The 17390-nt window shown below is 44.1% G+C and carries 16 protein-coding genes and 1 riboswitch; of the genes, 3 read left to right on the top strand and 13 right to left on the bottom strand.

The window, feature by feature from the left end; translation table 11 throughout:
• Window positions 1-134: 134 nt before the first annotated feature.
• Window positions 135-223, bottom strand: a riboswitch (glycine riboswitch).
• A 168-nt stretch (window positions 224-391) separates the two neighbouring features.
• From Q4A91_RS07900 to zapA, 3 genes are all read right to left on the bottom strand, one after another.
• Window positions 392-2728: an endonuclease MutS2 gene (locus tag Q4A91_RS07900; RefSeq protein ID WP_303212535.1), complete on the bottom strand. Its 2337-nt coding sequence runs from the start codon at window positions 2726-2728 to the stop codon at window positions 392-394.
• A 113-nt stretch (window positions 2729-2841) separates the two neighbouring features.
• On the bottom strand, window positions 2842-3390 hold the full coding sequence (locus tag Q4A91_RS07895; RefSeq protein ID WP_303212534.1) for a CvpA family protein: 549 nt from the start codon (window positions 3388-3390) through the stop codon (window positions 2842-2844).
• On the bottom strand, window positions 3387-3689 hold the full coding sequence (gene zapA / locus Q4A91_RS07890; protein ID WP_303212533.1) for a cell division protein ZapA: 303 nt from the start codon (window positions 3687-3689) through the stop codon (window positions 3387-3389). Before zapA ends, Q4A91_RS07895 begins: the two co-directional genes overlap by 4 nt.
• A gap of 86 nt (window positions 3690-3775) precedes the next feature.
• On the opposite strand from zapA, the gene rnhC reads away from it, so the two are divergent.
• The 3 genes from rnhC to Q4A91_RS07875 all read left to right on the top strand — a co-directional run bounded on the left by rnhC (window position 3776) and on the right by Q4A91_RS07875 (window position 7774).
• Window positions 3776-4651 (top strand): ribonuclease HIII, encoded by an 876-nt coding sequence (gene rnhC, locus Q4A91_RS07885; protein WP_303212532.1) that lies wholly within the window; start codon window positions 3776-3778, stop codon window positions 4649-4651.
• 9 nt (window positions 4652-4660) lie between these two features.
• Window positions 4661-5275, top strand: coding sequence for a signal peptidase I (lepB, locus tag Q4A91_RS07880; RefSeq protein WP_303212531.1), 615 nt, complete (start codon window positions 4661-4663; stop codon window positions 5273-5275).
• Between the two features lie 129 nt (window positions 5276-5404).
• The gene (locus Q4A91_RS07875; RefSeq protein WP_303212530.1) at window positions 5405-7774 is read left to right on the top strand and encodes an ATP-dependent RecD-like DNA helicase; all 2370 of its coding nucleotides are present in this window, start codon (window positions 5405-5407) and stop codon (window positions 7772-7774) included.
• 47 nt (window positions 7775-7821) lie between these two features.
• Here Q4A91_RS07875 and tig read toward each other — a convergent pair whose 3' ends face one another.
• From tig to cbpF, 10 genes are all read right to left on the bottom strand, one after another.
• Window positions 7822-9105 (bottom strand): trigger factor, encoded by a 1284-nt coding sequence (gene tig / locus Q4A91_RS07870; RefSeq protein ID WP_303212529.1) that lies wholly within the window; start codon window positions 9103-9105, stop codon window positions 7822-7824.
• A 90-nt stretch (window positions 9106-9195) separates the two neighbouring features.
• A complete protein-coding gene (locus Q4A91_RS07865; protein ID WP_303212528.1) occupies window positions 9196-9852 on the bottom strand; it encodes a DNA alkylation repair protein in 657 nt (218 codons plus the stop codon).
• Window positions 9853-10485: a response regulator transcription factor gene (locus tag Q4A91_RS07860; RefSeq protein WP_303212527.1), complete on the bottom strand. Its 633-nt coding sequence runs from the start codon at window positions 10483-10485 to the stop codon at window positions 9853-9855.
• Window positions 10486-10495: 10 nt separating this feature from the next.
• Window positions 10496-11494, bottom strand: a complete 999-nt coding sequence (locus tag Q4A91_RS07855) for a sensor histidine kinase (RefSeq protein WP_303212526.1) — start codon at window positions 11492-11494, stop codon at window positions 10496-10498.
• Complete coding sequence (gene liaF / locus Q4A91_RS07850) at window positions 11491-12189, bottom strand: cell wall-active antibiotics response protein LiaF (RefSeq protein ID WP_303212525.1); 699 nt, start codon at window positions 12187-12189, stop codon at window positions 11491-11493. The genes Q4A91_RS07855 and liaF overlap by 4 nt, the downstream gene beginning before the upstream one ends.
• Before the next feature lie 166 nt (window positions 12190-12355).
• Window positions 12356-13357, bottom strand: coding sequence for a type 2 isopentenyl-diphosphate Delta-isomerase (gene fni, locus Q4A91_RS07845; RefSeq protein WP_303212524.1), 1002 nt, complete (start codon window positions 13355-13357; stop codon window positions 12356-12358).
• Window positions 13341-14348, bottom strand: coding sequence for a phosphomevalonate kinase (locus Q4A91_RS07840; RefSeq protein WP_303212523.1), 1008 nt, complete (start codon window positions 14346-14348; stop codon window positions 13341-13343). Before Q4A91_RS07840 ends, fni begins: the two co-directional genes overlap by 17 nt.
• The gene (gene mvaD, locus Q4A91_RS07835; protein WP_303212522.1) at window positions 14335-15288 is read right to left on the bottom strand and encodes a diphosphomevalonate decarboxylase; all 954 of its coding nucleotides are present in this window, start codon (window positions 15286-15288) and stop codon (window positions 14335-14337) included. The genes Q4A91_RS07840 and mvaD overlap by 14 nt, the downstream gene beginning before the upstream one ends.
• Window positions 15270-16148 (bottom strand): mevalonate kinase, encoded by an 879-nt coding sequence (mvk, locus tag Q4A91_RS07830; RefSeq protein ID WP_303212521.1) that lies wholly within the window; start codon window positions 16146-16148, stop codon window positions 15270-15272. Before mvk ends, mvaD begins: the two co-directional genes overlap by 19 nt.
• 117 nt (window positions 16149-16265) lie before the next feature.
• Window positions 16266-17267: a choline-binding protein CbpF gene (gene cbpF, locus Q4A91_RS07825; protein ID WP_303212520.1), complete on the bottom strand. Its 1002-nt coding sequence runs from the start codon at window positions 17265-17267 to the stop codon at window positions 16266-16268.
• Window positions 17268-17390 lie beyond the last annotated feature (123 nt).

The following is a 17390-nucleotide window of genomic DNA, read 5'->3' as shown; positions in this document are numbered from 1 at the left end:
CTTCGTCTCCTCTCGCGCTTAGTTATAGGTCACCCACTACAGTTGACATAGAGCCTATCTTTCAACCCCAAAAGAAAGAGCACATGCAAGATACATGTACTCTGGAATGCTTAGATAAATGCCTAAAAGCGGTCTATCCTAGCTCTGTCCTTTTACCTGAGAGTTTGAGCAGTTGCCTGCCTTGCCCCTTCGGTGCCTTTACGGTCTCTCCAGAGTTCCGTCCATTTACAGTCATGGAAAACAAACCTTTCTCCACTTCTATTAAACTTCATTCGGTGTTGGTATTTTATTTTTTATTATTCTACAAGAAAAGTTAGCCTTTGTCAATATATTCTATGAAAATTTTTGACCTTTCATTTCTTTTTTCAGAAAGGTTGACTCCTTCTTCTCTCTATCCTTTAAAGGTCACAATGGTGGCGCCACTGCCTCCAGCATTCTGTGGAGCATAGCCAAAACTCTTGACATGCTTGTTTCTTTGCAGGTATTTGGTGACGCCCTCACGGATGACTCCCGTACCGATACCGTGGATGATGTCGACTTGCGCCATGTTATTGAGCAGGGCTTGGTCGATAAAGTCGTCTAACTCATTCATAGCCTCTTCGTACCGTTTGCCTCGGAGATCCAGTCTGGCTTGCGGACCACGACCAGAAGCACGTTTGACGACATTGACTTGTTTTTTCTTGACTGGGGCTTCTTGCTGAGCCTGAACAAGGTCAAATTCTTTCTCTTCCAAGGCCATCTTGATCAAACCGACTTGGGCTTCCCAACGGCCGTCCTTAAGCTGATTGGTCAAGGTACCACGCTGACCATAACTGAGAACAATGATATCATCCCCAACCTTTGGAGTTCGTTTTTTCTTGGCCTTTTGAAGGACCTTGTTTTTAGACAAGTCGACTTTTTCAGGAGCCAGTTTTTTCAGCTCAGCCTTGGCTTCAATGATTTCGTGGGGTTTGAGTTGAGACTTGCTATGAAGATTCTTGAGAATCTGGTCACTCTCACTTAGAGCAAGTTCCACAATCTCGGCAGCCTGTTCACGCGCCTTGTTGAGCTCGGTTTCTTTTTCACGATTGAGTTCGTTGTAGAGCTTTTTAAGAGCTCGGTTCATCTTAAGGTTTTCTTGTTCGACTTCACGGATATTGTCCAAGCGTTTACGGCTTTCAAGCGTTTGCTCTTCTAATTGTTCAATGATGCGATTGACATCATTATCTTGGTTGACCTGCTGACTGGCATCTCCTACGATGACATCTGACAGTCCTAGGCGTTTGGCAATTTCAAAGGCATTGCTTCGGCCAGGAACTCCCTGCATAAAGCGATAGGTCGGACGCAGACTAGCTGTATCAAACTCCATACTGGCATTTTGCACAAAGGCTGTTTCGATACCGTAGGCCTTGAGCTCTGGATAGTGGGTCGTCGCCATGGTCTTGACCTGACGCAGACGAAGATCCTCCAGAATAGCCATAGCAAGCGCTGCTCCTTCCTGTGGATCGGTACCAGCCCCGAGCTCATCTAGCAATAAGAGCGAGTGCTGATTGACCTTGCCAAGAATATCTACGATATTGGTCATGTGGCTGGAGAAGGTAGACAAACTCTGCTCAATAGACTGTTCATCGCCAATATCCGCGAAGATTTCCTCGAAAATACCGACACGGCTCCCCTTGTCAGCTAGAATGGGCAAGCCTGACTGGGTCATGAGTTGAGTCAAGCCCAGGGTTTTGAGCATGATGGTCTTCCCACCCGTATTGGGACCTGTAATGACAATGGCCGTTAATTCCTTACCAAAGTGTACATCGTTTGCGACAGCATTTTTGACCAAAGGATGGCGAACATGAAGGAGTTGAATCTCTTGGTTCTCTGAAAGCTGAGGAACAACTGCTTGTCTTTCTTGGATGAAACGCACCTTGGCACGAATCAAGTCTAAATGGCCGATAATCCAAGCGTCATTAGCAATCTCAGCAACATGAGGACGAACCCGTTCTGATAGCTCCTGTAGGATGCGAATCATCTCATAGCGTTCGTCTGCTCGTAGACTAGCGATTTCTTCGCTCAGCTCGACGACCTCACGTGGCTCGATGTAGACCGTATTACCACTGGCAGAGATGTCATGAACAACACCCGCAATCTTATTGCGATAATTGTTCTTGACTGGTAAGACTTGACGGCCATTTCTGCTAGCGATTATGCCTTCCGTCAACATCTGCGCTTTTTGCTTGAGTAAGTCTTGCAAGACATCTCGAACTTGACTCTCGCTATCATGGATTTTCCGACGGATGCGTGCTAGCTCTTCACTGGCGAAATTTTCGATAAATCCTGCATCATTTAGGGCTTGGAGACTTCCTTGCAAGTGTGGGAAATCATGTAGTTTTTCAAACCATCTCGCCAACTGCTCCAAGCGTACGTTTTCGAGATTGGTATAAAAACCTTGCAACTCCCTGCTAGCAAGCAAGACTCGTTTGAGGAGCAGGAACTCCTCAATATTGAGGTCCGCCCCCATATCCAGACGCTTGCAGACAGCTGAAATCTCACGTGTCGCTAGGATGGTAAAGTGAGGTTGCTCCACAAATAGAGCTTGCATTTCCTCCATCTCTGTAAAGGCTTGCTTGATCTTATCCACCTTGGCAGTTGGGGCCAAGCCTTTTAGCTCCTCTAAGCCTTGTTCTGTCAGGAGATGAGGTTCAAACAAGGCCTTGATTTTATTAAATTCTAATGTTTCTAATATTTTTGTATTCATATTCTTTCCTTGTATGCTTGTTTACAAGATTGTAGTGCCTAGAGGTTTTTGGACTTTACCTGACCCTAGTCGTCCAATCTGTAAACAAAGGGCTAGGAAAAATCCCGCCCTTTTTATCCGATTAAATTTGTCACCCAAAGTTGTTTGATAAGGTTTGTCGTAAAAGGGACACTTTGGATGATGTGTTTGGCTACTGTACTTTTTTCGAGTGAATTTTGAATGACTGCCAGAGGCACCGTTGCAAGGATGGTCAGAGCCATTTGCAAGACAAATAAGGTTACCAATAGAGACAAAAGGCCTGATCCGATACGCAACCATTTGACATCGAGCTTTTTAGTTGGAATCAAGTGCAGGAACAAACCGATAAAACGTCCGATACTATAACAAATCCCAAAAACTAGAAGATAGGCTATACCCGCATAAAAGACCTTGTCTAGATGAAAAAGCTGGTCTGAAGGGAAGAAAAAGATTCCCTGTCCTTCCTGAGGATTGGCATAAGGGACAAGCAAGTGGAAGTGGTCGCCCAGTGATTTATAAAACTGTCCCGCAACAAAGGCTGAAATCACTGCCACGAGGAAATAATAAACTTGCAGGACCAAACCTCTACGGTAGCCGATGTAAAAGCCCCAAGCCAGAACCAATAAGAGTAGGATTGAAATCATAGGGAGTCCTCAATCTTGCTCTGTTCTTGTTTGACTGCAATCAACTTGTGGCGGAGCTCTAACAACTCTTGCTCCTTGTCATCAAATTCAATCTCACGGTTGAGTTGTGTAGATAGACAATTGACCGCCAAAAGAAGCGCAATGGTTTCATCATCCGCCCCAGGCATTTGTTCTTTAATTGCTTGGTATTTTTCAGTCGCAACCTTGGCAATTTCCTCCATAAAGAGGTTGTCATACTCGGTTGTTAAGGTTAATGTCTTTTTCCCGAATGTAAACTTATATCGATTTAGATTTGCCATAAAATTCACCTCACGATATTATACCAAATTTCGCTAACTTTGTCAGTTTTTACCAATTCTCCTGCTTTTGTGGTACAATAGAGACTATGGCAAGTATCACACTCACACCAAGTGAACAGGAAATTCAGAGCTTTTTAAGTCAGTATCAGAAGGCTCTCAGTCCTAGTAAAAATCCTTATATTCGCTATTTTTTGAGACTGCCTCAGGCAACAGTTTCCATCTATACTTCTGGAAAAGTCCTCCTGCAGGGCGAAGCTGCTGAGCACTACGCCAGTTTCTTTGGCTATCAGGTTCAACAAGAAAACAGTGGACAAGATTTCCCTATGATTGGGACTGATGAGGTGGGAAACGGTTCCTACTTTGGGGGGCTGACTGTTGTGGCTTCCTTTGTGACACCTGACCAGCATGACTTCTTGCGAAAACTCGGCGTAGAGGATTCTAAGACTCTGACGGACCAAAAGATTCGTCAGATTGCCCCTATCCTCAAGGAAAAGATTTCGCACCAAGCGCTCCTCCTTTCACCGAGCAAGTACAACGAAGTTATCGGAGAGCGTTACAATGCTGTTTCTGTGAAAGTTGCCCTTCACAACCAGGCTATCTTTCTCCTGCTTCAAAAAGGAGTCCAGCCAGAAAAAATCGTGATTGATGCTTTTACAAGCGCTAAAAACTATGACAAGTACTTGGCGCAAGAAGCCAACCGTTTTCCAAACAAGATCAGTTTGGAAGAAAAAGCCGAGGGCAAATATCTGGCTGTTGCGGTTAGCTCCATCATTGCGCGTGATCTCTTCCTCGAAAACTTGGAAAATCTTGGACGAGAACTGGGCTACCAACTGCCAAGTGGCGCTGGAACTGCATCTGATAAAGTTGCCAGCAAAATCCTTCAAGCCTATGGTATGAAGGGACTTCATTTCTGCGCTAAACTGCATTTTAAAAATACTGAAAAAGCAAAAAAACTTCTATAGAGGTAAACCATGAACTATTTAAAATCATTTATAAAAGAATGGGGAGTTTTCTTCCTCATTATCGCACTGGTAGGCCTTAGCCGCATCTTCCTTTGGAGCAATGTCCGTGTGGAAGGACACTCTATGGACCCTACCCTAGCCGACGGAGAGGTTCTCTTCGTTGTCAAACATCTCCCGATTGACCGCTTCGACATCGTGGTTGCGCATGAGGAAGACGGAAATAAAGACATTGTCAAAAGGGTTATCGGTATGCCTGGTGATACCATCCGCTACGAAAATGACAAACTCTTTATCAACGGTGAAGAAACGAATGAACCTTACCTAACTGAGTACCTCAACTTGTTCAAAACAGAAAAGTTGCAGAACACCTATACTGGAAAAGGATTTGAAGGCAATAAGGGAGTTTACTTTAGAGAACTTGCTCAAAAAGCACAAGCCTTTACGGTCGATGTCAATTCCAATACCAGCTTCAGCTTTACTGTCCCTCAAGGTGAGTACCTTCTCCTTGGTGATGATCGTCTAGTCTCTAGCGACAGCCGCCACGTTGGTACCTTTAAGGCCAGCGATATCAAAGGCGAAGCAAAATTCCGTTTCTGGCCACTTAACCGTATCGAAACTTTTTAAGATAAGGAAGAGGCCGAGAATGCTAAGTCTCAGTCTCTTTTTCTATTGCGAGAAGAAGGACTTTTAGTCTTCTAGCTTGTTGAAAGAAGCTAAGGGTACAACTCTCACGAACTCATGTAAAGGAAACCTATGGAAGTTTATTTTTCAGGCACCATTGAACGGATTATTTTTGAAAATCCCAGTAATTTTTATCGCATTCTCCTCCTAGATATCGAAGATACCGATGCGGAGGACTTTGACGATTTTGAAATCATCGTTACAGGAACCATGGCGGACGTGATTGAAGGGGAAGACTACACTTTTTGGGGGCAAATCGTTCAGCACTCCAAGTATGGGGAACAGCTTCAGATCAGCCGTTATGAGCGGGCAAAACCAACTAGCAAGGGATTGGTTAAGTACTTTTCAAGTAGCCATTTCAAGGGAATTGGTCTCAAGACAGCTCAGAAAATCGTGGACACCTATGGCAACAATACCATTGACGAAATTCTGCAACACCCAGAAAAGCTAGAAGGCATCTCAGGGCTCTCTGCTAAAAACCGCGAGGCTTTCGTCTCCACCCTCCGTCTCAACTACGGAACGGAGATGGTTTTGGCCAAACTAGCCAACTACGGTATTCCCAATAAACTGGCCTTTCAGATTCAAGACTTTTACAAGGAAGAAACGCTGGATATTGTCGAAAACTACCCCTACCAACTGGTTGAGGATATCAAGGGCTTGGGCTTTACCATTGCTGACCAATTGGCGGCCGAACTAGGCATCGAAAGTCAAGCTCCTGAACGCTTCCGTGCTGGCCTTGTCCACAGTCTTTTTCAGGGATGTATGGATACGGGCGATACCTATATGGAAGTCCGAGATTTGCTGGAACAAACCCTGACTCTCCTCGAATCTTCCCGTCCTGTGGAACTCGATCCCAGCCAAGTAGCTCAGGAATTATCTCATCTGATCGAAGAAGACAAGGTTCAGCAGATTGACACCAAAGTCTTTGATAACAGCCTCTTTTTCGCCGAAGAAGGCATTCGCAGTCACTTGGTTCGTATCCTCGAAAAAGGAAAGCAGAAAAGCCAGGATCTAGAAACCATTCAAGAACATATCTCTACTGTCGAGCAAGAATTAGGTATCCAATACGATGGCATTCAAAAACGGGCTATCTGCAACGCTATCCAGAACAAGGTCTTTATCGTGACAGGTGGGCCTGGTACAGGTAAGACGACTGTTATCAATGGAATTATCGCTGTTTATGCCCTCTTAGAAGGGCTTGACCTCAGAAAAAAAAGCAGTCTGCCGATTCTTCTCGCTGCTCCAACTGGTCGAGCGGCTCGGCGCATGAATGAATTGACAGGTTTGCCTAGCGCGACCATACACCGCCATTTGGGGATGACAGGAGACGATGATACCAGTCATCTGGAAGATTATCTGGATGCCGACTTCATCATCGTGGATGAGTTTTCTATGGTGGACACTTGGCTAGCTAACCAACTCTTCTCCAACATCTCTTCTAACAGTAAAATTCTCATCGTGGGAGACAGTGACCAGTTGCCTTCTGTTAGTCCCGGACAAGTCCTGGCTGACCTGCTCCAGATACCCCTGATTCCGCAGACTCGCTTGGAACGAATTTACCGTCAGAGTGAAGAATCAACTATCGTCACCTTGGCTAGTCAGATTCGACAGGGAATCTTGCCAGCAGATTTCACCCAGAAAAAAGCTGATCGCTCCTACTTTGAAATCGCTAGTGGCCATATCCCAGCTACCATTGAGAAAATTCTTGGTGCTGCCCTCAGAAGTGGCATTCCGGCTCGCGATATTCAGGTGCTAGCGCCTATGTATCGAGGAACTGCTGGTATTGACGCCATCAACCAACTCATGCAAGACCTACTCAATCCTCAGCAAAAGGGGCAAGTTAGCTTTGAAGCCCCCCTATGCTTCTATCGCAAGGGTGATAAGATCATTCACCTAGTCAACGATGCCGAAGTCAATGTCTTTAACGGAGACCTAGGTTACATCACAGACCTAATTCCTGGAAAATACACCGAGTCCAAACAAGACGAGATTGTCATTGATTTTGATGGCAATGAAGTCGTCTACCCACGTAATGAATGGTACAAGATTCGACTAGCATATGCCATGAGTATTCATAAGTCTCAGGGAAGTGAGTTTCCTGTTGTCATCCTGCCCATCACCAGTGCTAGCAAGCGCATGCTGGAGCGAAATCTCATCTACACAGCTATCACACGGGCCAAGAGCAAGCTCATCGTTCTTGGCGAATTACAGGCCTTCGACTATGCAGTTAAGCATATCGGGACTGCTCGCAAGACCTATCTGATTGAACGCTTCAGTGATTTAATTGAAACTAATATTGAAGAAAGCAAACAAGGCTTCTCTGAAACTGCCACATCAAGTGACTCTGAACAATCCTACATCCTCACTGAGGAAAACTGGGATAGTATTCCCGCTATGATTGGAATTACAGATGCAGACCTCAAAGAGATTTTTGGCAAATAGTGCAACAGAAAGCCCACCTAGTCAGGTGGGCTTTTTCTCTTTTAAGATTATTTTACAGTTGCAGTGCTTGTGATCAATTCAACTGCTTTTTTGATAGTGATATCGTGTTTCAACATGTCAGCTGAAAGCAAGTTTTGTACTTGCGCAACTTCCATGTTGTAGTCTGCTGCCAATTGCTCGATTTCTTTTTGGATTTCTTCTTCTGAAGCGTCAAATCCTTCAGCTTTGGCAACTGCTTCGATAACAAGGTTAGTTTTCATACGTGACTCAGCTTCTGCTTCGTATTGTTTGTGAAGGTCTTCTTGAGTAGTTCCAGTGATTTGGAAGTACATGTCAGGGTTGATCCCTTGACGTTGCAAGTTTCCAAGGAATTCATTTACTGAACGGTGAACTTCTTCGTGGATCATTTCTTCTGGAAGTTCTACGATTTCAGCGTTTTCTACAGCTTTATCAATTGCTGCACCTTCAACAGCATCTTTGTATGCTTCTTCTTTCGCAGCAGTCAATTCTTTGCGGTATTTTTCTTTCAATTCGTCAAGAGTTTCCACTTCTTCGTCGATATCTTTTGCAAGTTCATCGTCAAGAGCTGGAACTTCTTTAGCTTTTACTTCGTGGATAATTGTTACGAATTTAGCTTCTTTACCTGCAAGGTCTTCTGCTTGGTAGTCTTCTGGGAATGTTACGATAACATCAACAGTTTCGCCAGCTGAGTGTCCAACCAATTGGTCTTCAAAACCAGGGATGAATTGACCTGAACCAAGTCCAAGTGAGAAGTTTTCACCTTTTCCACCGTCAAATTCAACACCGTCGATAGAACCAACGAAGTCAATAACAACAGTGTCGCCATTTTCAGCAGCGCCTTCTTTGATAACCAATTCAGCCAAGTTGTTGCGTTCGCGTTCGATACGTTCTTCAACGTCAGCGTCAGTTACTTCTTTTTCTACATCAACTGATACTTCAAGGTTTTTGTAGTCACCCAATTTTACTTCAGGTTTTGTCACGACTTCAGCTGTGATAACCCAGTCTTGACCTTTTTCCATTGAAGTTACGTCAATTTTTGGTTGCGCAACGACTTCAAGACCAGCTTCTTTTACTGCAGCTTCATAAGCGTTTGGCAAAAGAGCGTTCATTGCATCTTGATAAAGAGCTTCTTCACCAAATTTTTGGTCGAAGATAGGGCGTGGAAGGTGACCTTTACGGAAACCTGGAACGTTAAGAGTTTTCTTTACTGAGTTAAATACACGGTCCAATTCTGGTTTGATTTGGTCTTGAGAGATAGTGAAAGTCAAGACACCACGGTTTGTTTCTTTGTTTTCAAATGATACAGACATTCTGTCATTTCTCCTTAAAATTTTTAATACAGTCCATTATACCATATAATAGCGACTTTTTTCAAGTAATGAATGCGCTTTTCAATAGTGCTAGAGGTACTTGCTAGCTTCCTTGATACTAAGTTCAGCCATTCTTTTCTTATTTTTTTCAATAAAACGTGCTACCCATTCGGGATTGGTTTTAGAGTAGTCTCTTAGAGCCCAGCCGATGGCTTTGTTGATAAAAAATTCTGTCTGGTCCAGATTGTTGAGCAGGATCTTTTCCATCAGTTGGACATTTGTTTTTTCTTTTCTTAACAACTGGTGGTCAATAGCGACTCGCCTCAACCAGATATTGTCTGATAGGCTCCATTTTAAAAGCACTTCTTCAAGTTCCGGACGGTTAGCCACCAAACTTCCTACTACTCGGTCTAGGATATCTACCGTGTCCCACCAAGACTTGGTCACGACCAGACGCTCAAGTATAGGCAAATCGTCCTTCGTTAGATAAGACTGCATGGCTTTCAAATAGTTGGCAGCCACATATTGGTATTCTCTAGGTTCCTTTTCCCAGCAAGTGTCTACAAAATCCCAATCGATCATCTTTGTTTTTTTCGCGCTTGGAAAGTATTTTCTATAGAGCGCATTTCTTTCAGGACCTGCAATCCCTAAAAAGGGAAATTGATAGCGCATATAGGCTTCCATTGGGCCTGCTTTCTCAGGGTCTTTTGCTGCTTCTAGCTCCCCAAGTAAATCTGCAAGACTCATCTAAAAATCCTCCTGCCCGACCAAGTGGTGCTGAAAGGCATAGACCGCAGCCTGGGTGCGATCACTGACCTCAAGTTTGGCTAGGATGTTGGACACATGGGTCTTGACTGTCTTGAGAGAGATGAAGAGTTCATCTGCAATGCGCTGATTTTCGTAGCCCTTGGCGATGAGTTGAAGTACATCTCGCTCACGCGCAGTCAAGTCCTCATGAAGTTCCATATGATTGCGGTGGTATTCGACCTTCTTGCTGACCTCTTGTTCAATAGCAAGCTCTCCACCAGCCACCTTGCGGACGGCATGAAACAGTTCGTCTGCACTAGAAGTCTTGAGCATATAACCTTTGGCACCCGCATTAAAGACCGGCATAATTTTTTCATTGTCCAAGTAAGAGGTGACAATTAATATCTTGGCTTCAGGCCATTCTTTGAGGATGGCTAAGGTCGCGTCAATCCCATTCATCTCAGGCATGACGATATCCATGACAATGACATCCGGACGCAGTTTCAAGGCCAAGTCAATACCTTGAGCCCCATTAGCAGCCTCGCCCACAACTTCCACATCGTCTTGGAGATCAAAATAGCTTTTCAAGCCCAATCGAACCATTTCATGGTCATCTACCAGTAAAATTTTCATCTCTACTCCTTTATGATTCCTTATCTAGCAGGGGAATACGGATATCAACCGCCAGTCCTTGCTTTGGAGCTGTCAAAAGTTGAACCGTTCCTGCCATATCTTCGACTCGCTCCTTGATATTTCGCAGTCCATAACTCAAGTCGTCTAAACTCCCTAACTGGAAACCAATCCCATTATCCACCACCTTCAGCTGCACTTCAACATCTGTCTGATAGAGGTAGACATCTAGACAAGATGCCTGGGCATGGCGAAGGGTATTGCTGATCAACTCCTGCAAAATACGGAAGATATGTTCTTCAATCTTCTTAGGCAATTTAGACACATTCTGCTTGAGACTAACCTTGAGATCACTCTTGTCCTCAAGCTCTTTTAAGAGGATTTGAATCCCCTCAACCAAACTCTTCTCTTCCAACTCAACAGGTCGCAAATGTAGGAGCAATACCCGCAAATCTTTCTGGGCTGTTTCTAGGATGGCTGCGACGCTTTGCAACTGGGTCTGCATCTTTTCTCTATCCAGCTTCAAAGCCTGCTGGCTGATACCTGATAAAATCATATGGGCCGCAAACAACTCCTGACTAACTGTATCGTGCAAGTCACGTGCTATCCGCTTTCGTTCTTTCTCGATGATTGCTTCTTCCTTGACCAGGCTTTGATTTTCAGCCTTTTGAACAGCTTCTGTCAAGAGGTTGAGCTTGCCAGACAAGGACTTAAAATTGGCATCCAAGTCTGGATCTGCAAAGGCAACCACCTCTTTTCCTGCTAGCAGTCGCTTGAGATTGACTTGCATTTTTCTGCGAGAGACTTCTTCTATCACGCGCCAAAAGAGGACAAAAAAGAAAGTCATGGAAAGGATAAAGACCAAGATCAAGAAGATGAGTTTCTCTGTTTTCTCGATATCTTGTATCAAATAGGACCAATCCAGTTCAAAAATATCAAGTAAACTATTAGCCAAAAAGAGGATAAAGAGGAAAGAAGTCAGACCGATTAACAGGTACGATTGCTTTTTCATCCTCTGACCACCTCCACATCGCCAACCATAGTAGTTAGGAAAATCTTGACGCTCTTGTTGCTCTTGAGATAGTCTCTGGTCTCCTGATGATAGTGTTCATTGCGGAGGGATCTCTTAGGCTGATGAAGGAAGGTAAGATCCCCATAGAGGCAGTTGACACTGAGACTGATTTCCACATCTACAGGTACGATAATCCTAGTTGTTCCGATCATCTTTCTAACAATAATGACATTGTCATGATTGGTTAGGATAACTCTTTCCAAATGAATGGTATCCTTGCCCATAAGACGAAAGAGATTGATATCGTCAAATTGGCAGGTCTGGTGACTAGAGAAATGATGGAGATTGCCAAACCAAGGATTGCGTTCATTTTTAACCATCACCACCTCTTCAAAGACCAAGTCCGTATCCCCTCTTTCTTGATTCATCATCGGATAGAGAAGAAAGAGACTGTAGATCACCGCTACAAAGATAGCTAAAATCACAAAGGGATTGAGCATGACGATGAAAAAGAAAAGAATAGTCGCCACAAGGAGGAATACGTTGTTGCCCTCTTTACCTGTATAATAGCGGAGCAAGAGCAAAAAGAGGAATAGAATCAGCAGAAAACGCGAAAAATGCTCTGATACCATCAAAATCAGAGCTCCCGTCAACAGACAGGCTTCGATAAATAAAAAGATTTGAAATTTTTTCATAGACTCATCCTCTCCTTTCTATTTTATCACAATTCAAAAAAGTCACCTCGGTCTGAGGATGGAAAAAGGAGATAGGACAGAAATTGCTCCTACAAGCTAGGTTCTTTCAGACCACTACAGTTGACAAAAGGCTACAAAAAAGGACGAGATTTTTGTCCCGACCTCTCTACATCTGATCTTTTGCTTCTTTTAGTTTACCGTAAAGAATATAGTCTACGTTTTGCAGATCTGCTATGGTGGCACAATTAAGGGCACACATGATCAAACGCAGATCTTCTTTCCAGCCTTGGATAATGCCAATCACTTCTTCGACGGAGTAGGTTTCAATCAACTCTAGAACGGTACGTGACAGTCCTACAGCCTTGGCACCAAAGACCAAGCACTTAATCATATCAAGAGGATTTCGAACCCCTCCGCTAACCAAAAATTCGACCTTGTCTTTCCAGTCTTGGGCATTGAGAAGTGCTTGCATAGTAGACTGCCCCCATTGATTGAGGTAATCACGCTGACCACTGCGACGGTTTTCGATATAGGCAAAGCTGGTGCCACCACGACCAGACAGGTCAACCGTTCGAACGCCCAGTTCAGAGACTCTCTCGATAGTCTTCACATCCATCCCAAAGCCCACTTCCTTTAGGACAATAGGAACAGGGATCCGCTTGCTATAGTCTGCCAGATGCGATTGCCAGCTTCGAAACTTTCTTTCTCCCTCGGGCATGAGTAATTCCTGCATGACATTAACATGCACTTGCAGGAGAAGAGGATTCATCTCTTCTACAGTCTGAAGTCCTAACTCAACAGGCTTGTCCAAGCCAATATTGGTGCCAAGGAGGAGATTTGGATGGCTAGATTTGACAGAAAAAGAATTATCTGTTGGATCCTTGAGGGCTGCGCTATAAGAACCCGTTACAAATAAAATCCCACAGACTTCTGCCACCTGAGCCAGCTTTTGATTGATTTCTCTCCCCTTATCACTTCCACCCGTCATGGCATTGATATAAAAAGGAAAGTCCCACTTTCGACCTGCAAATTCTGTAGACAAATCAATCTCATCCAGGTCATAAAGAGGCAGGGAAGAATGAATCAACTCCACCTCATCAAAGCTATTATAGGAACTTTTCTGCTCAAGGGCATAGCGGATATGCTCGTCCTTACGATTTGTCGTCATGTCCTATCCTTTCTTGGTATAAGAGCTCAATCTCCAGATTAGCCCAGCGATTTTTTAAGGTTTCAGTTGATTGCTCATCAAAACTCAAGGCAATGCCACAGTCACCACCACCAGCGCCACTACTCTTGGCAACAGCCCGTAAATCTTGACTGGCTTCTTTCAACTGTCTCAGCGAAGGTGTGTAAATATCTGCACTCAAGCCTTCTAAGAGCTGACTGGCTGTTTCCACCTGCTCGATAATTTTTTCTGCATGCCCCTGCTCCAAGGCTTCTACCAAAGCAGAAACCGTTGCTTTTGAGGAACTTAAAAAATTCTGGTCTATGTTTTGCTTGATTTGCTGAACCATTTGACTCGATACAGCTACTTCCTTAGTCCATCCCACTAGGAAATCACATTCTAGGCCCGGTTGCACTTGTGTGATAGAAAAGCCCCAGTCACGCTCCAAAACCGTCGCCAAGCTTTCTTCTTGCAACCAAGCAGCCACCTTTTTGCGATCAAATGACTGGTAGAGAACCAAATTCTCTGCAACGATACAGGCAAGGTCTCCCATAGAACCATTGTCTCCTCGCTTGAGTAAGACCGCGCTAGCCAGCTTGAACAAGAGTTCCGGATCAACCGTAATATCATATAGAGCCAGCAGGGCCTTAATCACCAAGACAACGACGCTACCACTAGAACCTAGACCAAACTTTTTGCCTTCCCGTTCCATTTTTCCACGAATTTCCAAAGAAAAAGTTCTCAAGGTTTGCCCACGATAAACGAGGAAATCTTCCACTAGAGCAATCGTTTCTTGAATCAAGCTGTAGTCAGGATCTGGCGTCAAGTCCACTGCGAAATCAAACATGTCTGAGTAGATACGATAGTTCTCAGAAAAAGCAATCTCAGCCTTCATATAGATGGGGATGGCCTTTATCAAGGCTAATTGCCCTGGCTCTAGAATAGCATACTCACCCGCCCAATAGAGTTTCCCGCAAGTTTTAACAGCAATCATCTTGGCTCAAATCCTTTGTTTTTGACACAATCAAGCGATAACGTTGACCAAAGATTTCAGATAGATGATCCAAATCTTTCTCCTGACAGAGGACCTTGACATTGGGACCGGCATCCATTGTAAAGTAACAGGCTTCACCTTGCTCACGAAGCTGACGAACAAAGTCCATCGCTTCATAGGACGCATCCGTTAGATATGAAAAGGCTGGACTAGCAGTCTTGGTCGTAGCGTGCATAGCAAGGGCATTTTTCTCTGTTAGTTCCCCAACCTTGGCAAAGTCATTATCTTTGAGATAGACCAGCATCTCCTGATAGTCCTTTTCAGACTGGCGCACCCAGTCGTCAAAAGTCGTCGAGGTTTCCACACAGAGTTTCATCCCATCACGGCTAGAAATTGGTTTTTTCTTGTCCTCTAGCACCAACATGATCATAGCTAGTCTCAAGTCTGTCTCTACAGGGTAGATTTCCCTGCTATCCTTATCCCAGGCACCTAGCGGTCCATAAAAACTGCGAGAGGACGACCCTGAGGCAAACTTAGCCTCCTGAGCCAACTGACTTCTATCTAATCCAAGCTGGAAATAAGCATTGCAAGCCTTAACCAAGGCGGACAAACCGCTAGAACTTGAGGACAAGCCAGCCGCAGTCGGCATATTGTTTTGGGTATCAATACGGACAAAATCTTCCCCAGCCGGACGGTAACGGTCAATGATTTTGCTCATCTTGGCATGCTCAGCCTCATTTTGGAGCTGACCATTGATATAAAAGGCATCAGCCATCGCATCCTTTGGTAGAGGCGACAAGGTTGTCTCTGTGTACATGTTTTCTAAAGTCAGAGAGATACTGCTAGTAGCAGGCACCATCTCTTTTTCTTTTTTCTTTCCCCAATATTTGATAATAGCAATATTTGCGTAGGAACGTACTGTTACAGGCTTTCGATCCATGTCTGAACAGCTCCTTTCTCTTCTAATCGTTTTGCTAGTTCTTGCGCTTGGTCCAGATTGGCTACCAAGGCGATAATGCAGCCTCCTAGTCCACCACCGCTCATCTTGGCACCCAGAGCACCATGGCTCAGAGCCGTTTCAACGAGGGAGTCTGCCTCAGGGCTACTAACACCAATTTCTTTTAAATGTAAATGCGCTTGACTGAGAATTTGTCCCAGTCCCTCAGCATCTTTTCGTCTAATTGCCTCTTCTGCCTGCTGGGTCAATTCTCCCAAGGCATGCAAAAACGGTAGGGCATCCTTGCCCTTGCTTTGAACCACTTGGATAGCTTCACGAGTGTGACCATACACGCCCGTATCAGCAATCACCAAATAGGCAGATAGGTTCATCTCAAGTTCTGTAAAACCAACATTCTTGATAAAGCGAATGGACTGGTCACTGAGACAGGTCTTGGCATCCAAACCACTCGGATTCATATGGGCAATCATCTCAGCCCGATTGACCAGAATTTCCAATACATCATGAGGCAGGTCGGCTTGATAGTAGTCAAAAACCGCACGAATGGCCGCTATGCTGATAGCCGCTGACGAACCCATTCCCCGTTTTTCAGGGATAGCCGAGTCAATCACACATCGAATGCAGGCTTCTTTGATATCCAAATACTCCAGCGAGGCATATACCGCCATGGACAAGGTATCCTCCTCATAAAGACGCCACGGACTTTCAGCAGGAACCACCTTACAAGTCACCTCCACCTCCAAAAGAGGCAAGGAAATCGCAGGATAGCCGTATACGACCGCATGCTCCCCTATTAAAATAATCTTACTATGTGCCTGACCGACACCAACTTTTTTTGTCATGTTTTCCTTTAACCAGACGGAAAGACCGTCTCATTTCATACAGTAGTATTTTCTCCTATCTATTTTATTATATTTTCACAAAAAAAGCGATTGTTTCCTTCACAATCGCTTCTTTCATTATTGGACCCATTCGCCATTATAGTTGACAAAATAGCCTTCTACGGTCGTATTCACTGCTAAAGCACCTGAACTATATGCGTAGTACCATTTACCATTAACCTGGAACCAACCAGTCTTCATATCGCCATTACTTGCATGTAGATAATACCACGTCGAACCTTCCTGATACCAGCCAGTCGCCATGGCTCCTGATGAACGGAGATAGTACCACCTGTTACCAAGGTATTGCCAGCCCGTTTTCAAATCGCCATTTGGTTCATCTAAATAATACCAAGTTGAGCCTTCTTGATACCAGCCAGTTGCCATTGCACCTGACGAACGGAGGTAGTACCACTTATTGCCAAGTTGTTTCCAACCATTTTGCATTGTAGCAGTTGTTGGATCTAAGTAGTACCACGTTGAGTTATCATTGGTCCAGCCACGCACTAGCTCCCCAACAGTCAATCTATTGATACGAGAATCAAAGCCACCATCCTTCAGTAAATAATACCAGTGCCCCTCATCATAAACCCAACCAGTTTTTAAGGTGTGATAACTACGTTGATCTTCAAAATAATAGACTCGTTTCTCTGCTGGACTATCATATTGTTCCCCATGATGTTTGTTGGTATTTGTAGCAGTTTTTGCCTCTAAAACTTGCTTGCCAACAAACTCTTGTAGCACCCCATTTTTGTCAAAGTAGTACCATTCTGGCATTGGGGAACCTTCTAATCTTATACCATTAGGGTAAGGACCAATTGTATATCCTTTAACTGGCATTGGAATGTACTGCCAACCAACAACCATTTCGCCATTATAATCAAAATAATAGGTCTTGCCATCAATCACTCGCCAGTCCGTTTCTTTGATGTCACCCTTCTTGTAGTAGGTTCTACCATTTTCTTGGACAAATTGCCAACCTTCTGAATCAGCATCATCCGCCAATACTGCACTTGTCGCTAGCAAACCAAAGAAAAAGACTGCTAATGCGATTTGCATCAATTTTTTTATTGTTTTCATTAGACGTATTCTCCATAACAGATTGTAGCAAATACAAAACCGTATGTCAACATATAAAAAATTCATATAAAAAGGCTCTATAATATCTGTAGTGGGTAAAAACCACTATGGAAATTACGGAGC

The sequence above is a fragment of the Streptococcus sp. genome (assembly GCF_030528045.1).
Lineage (GTDB): Bacteria > Bacillota > Bacilli > Lactobacillales > Streptococcaceae > Streptococcus.
The sequence above is the reverse complement of the archived record's forward strand: the minus strand, read 5'-3'. Positions and strand labels throughout refer to the sequence as shown.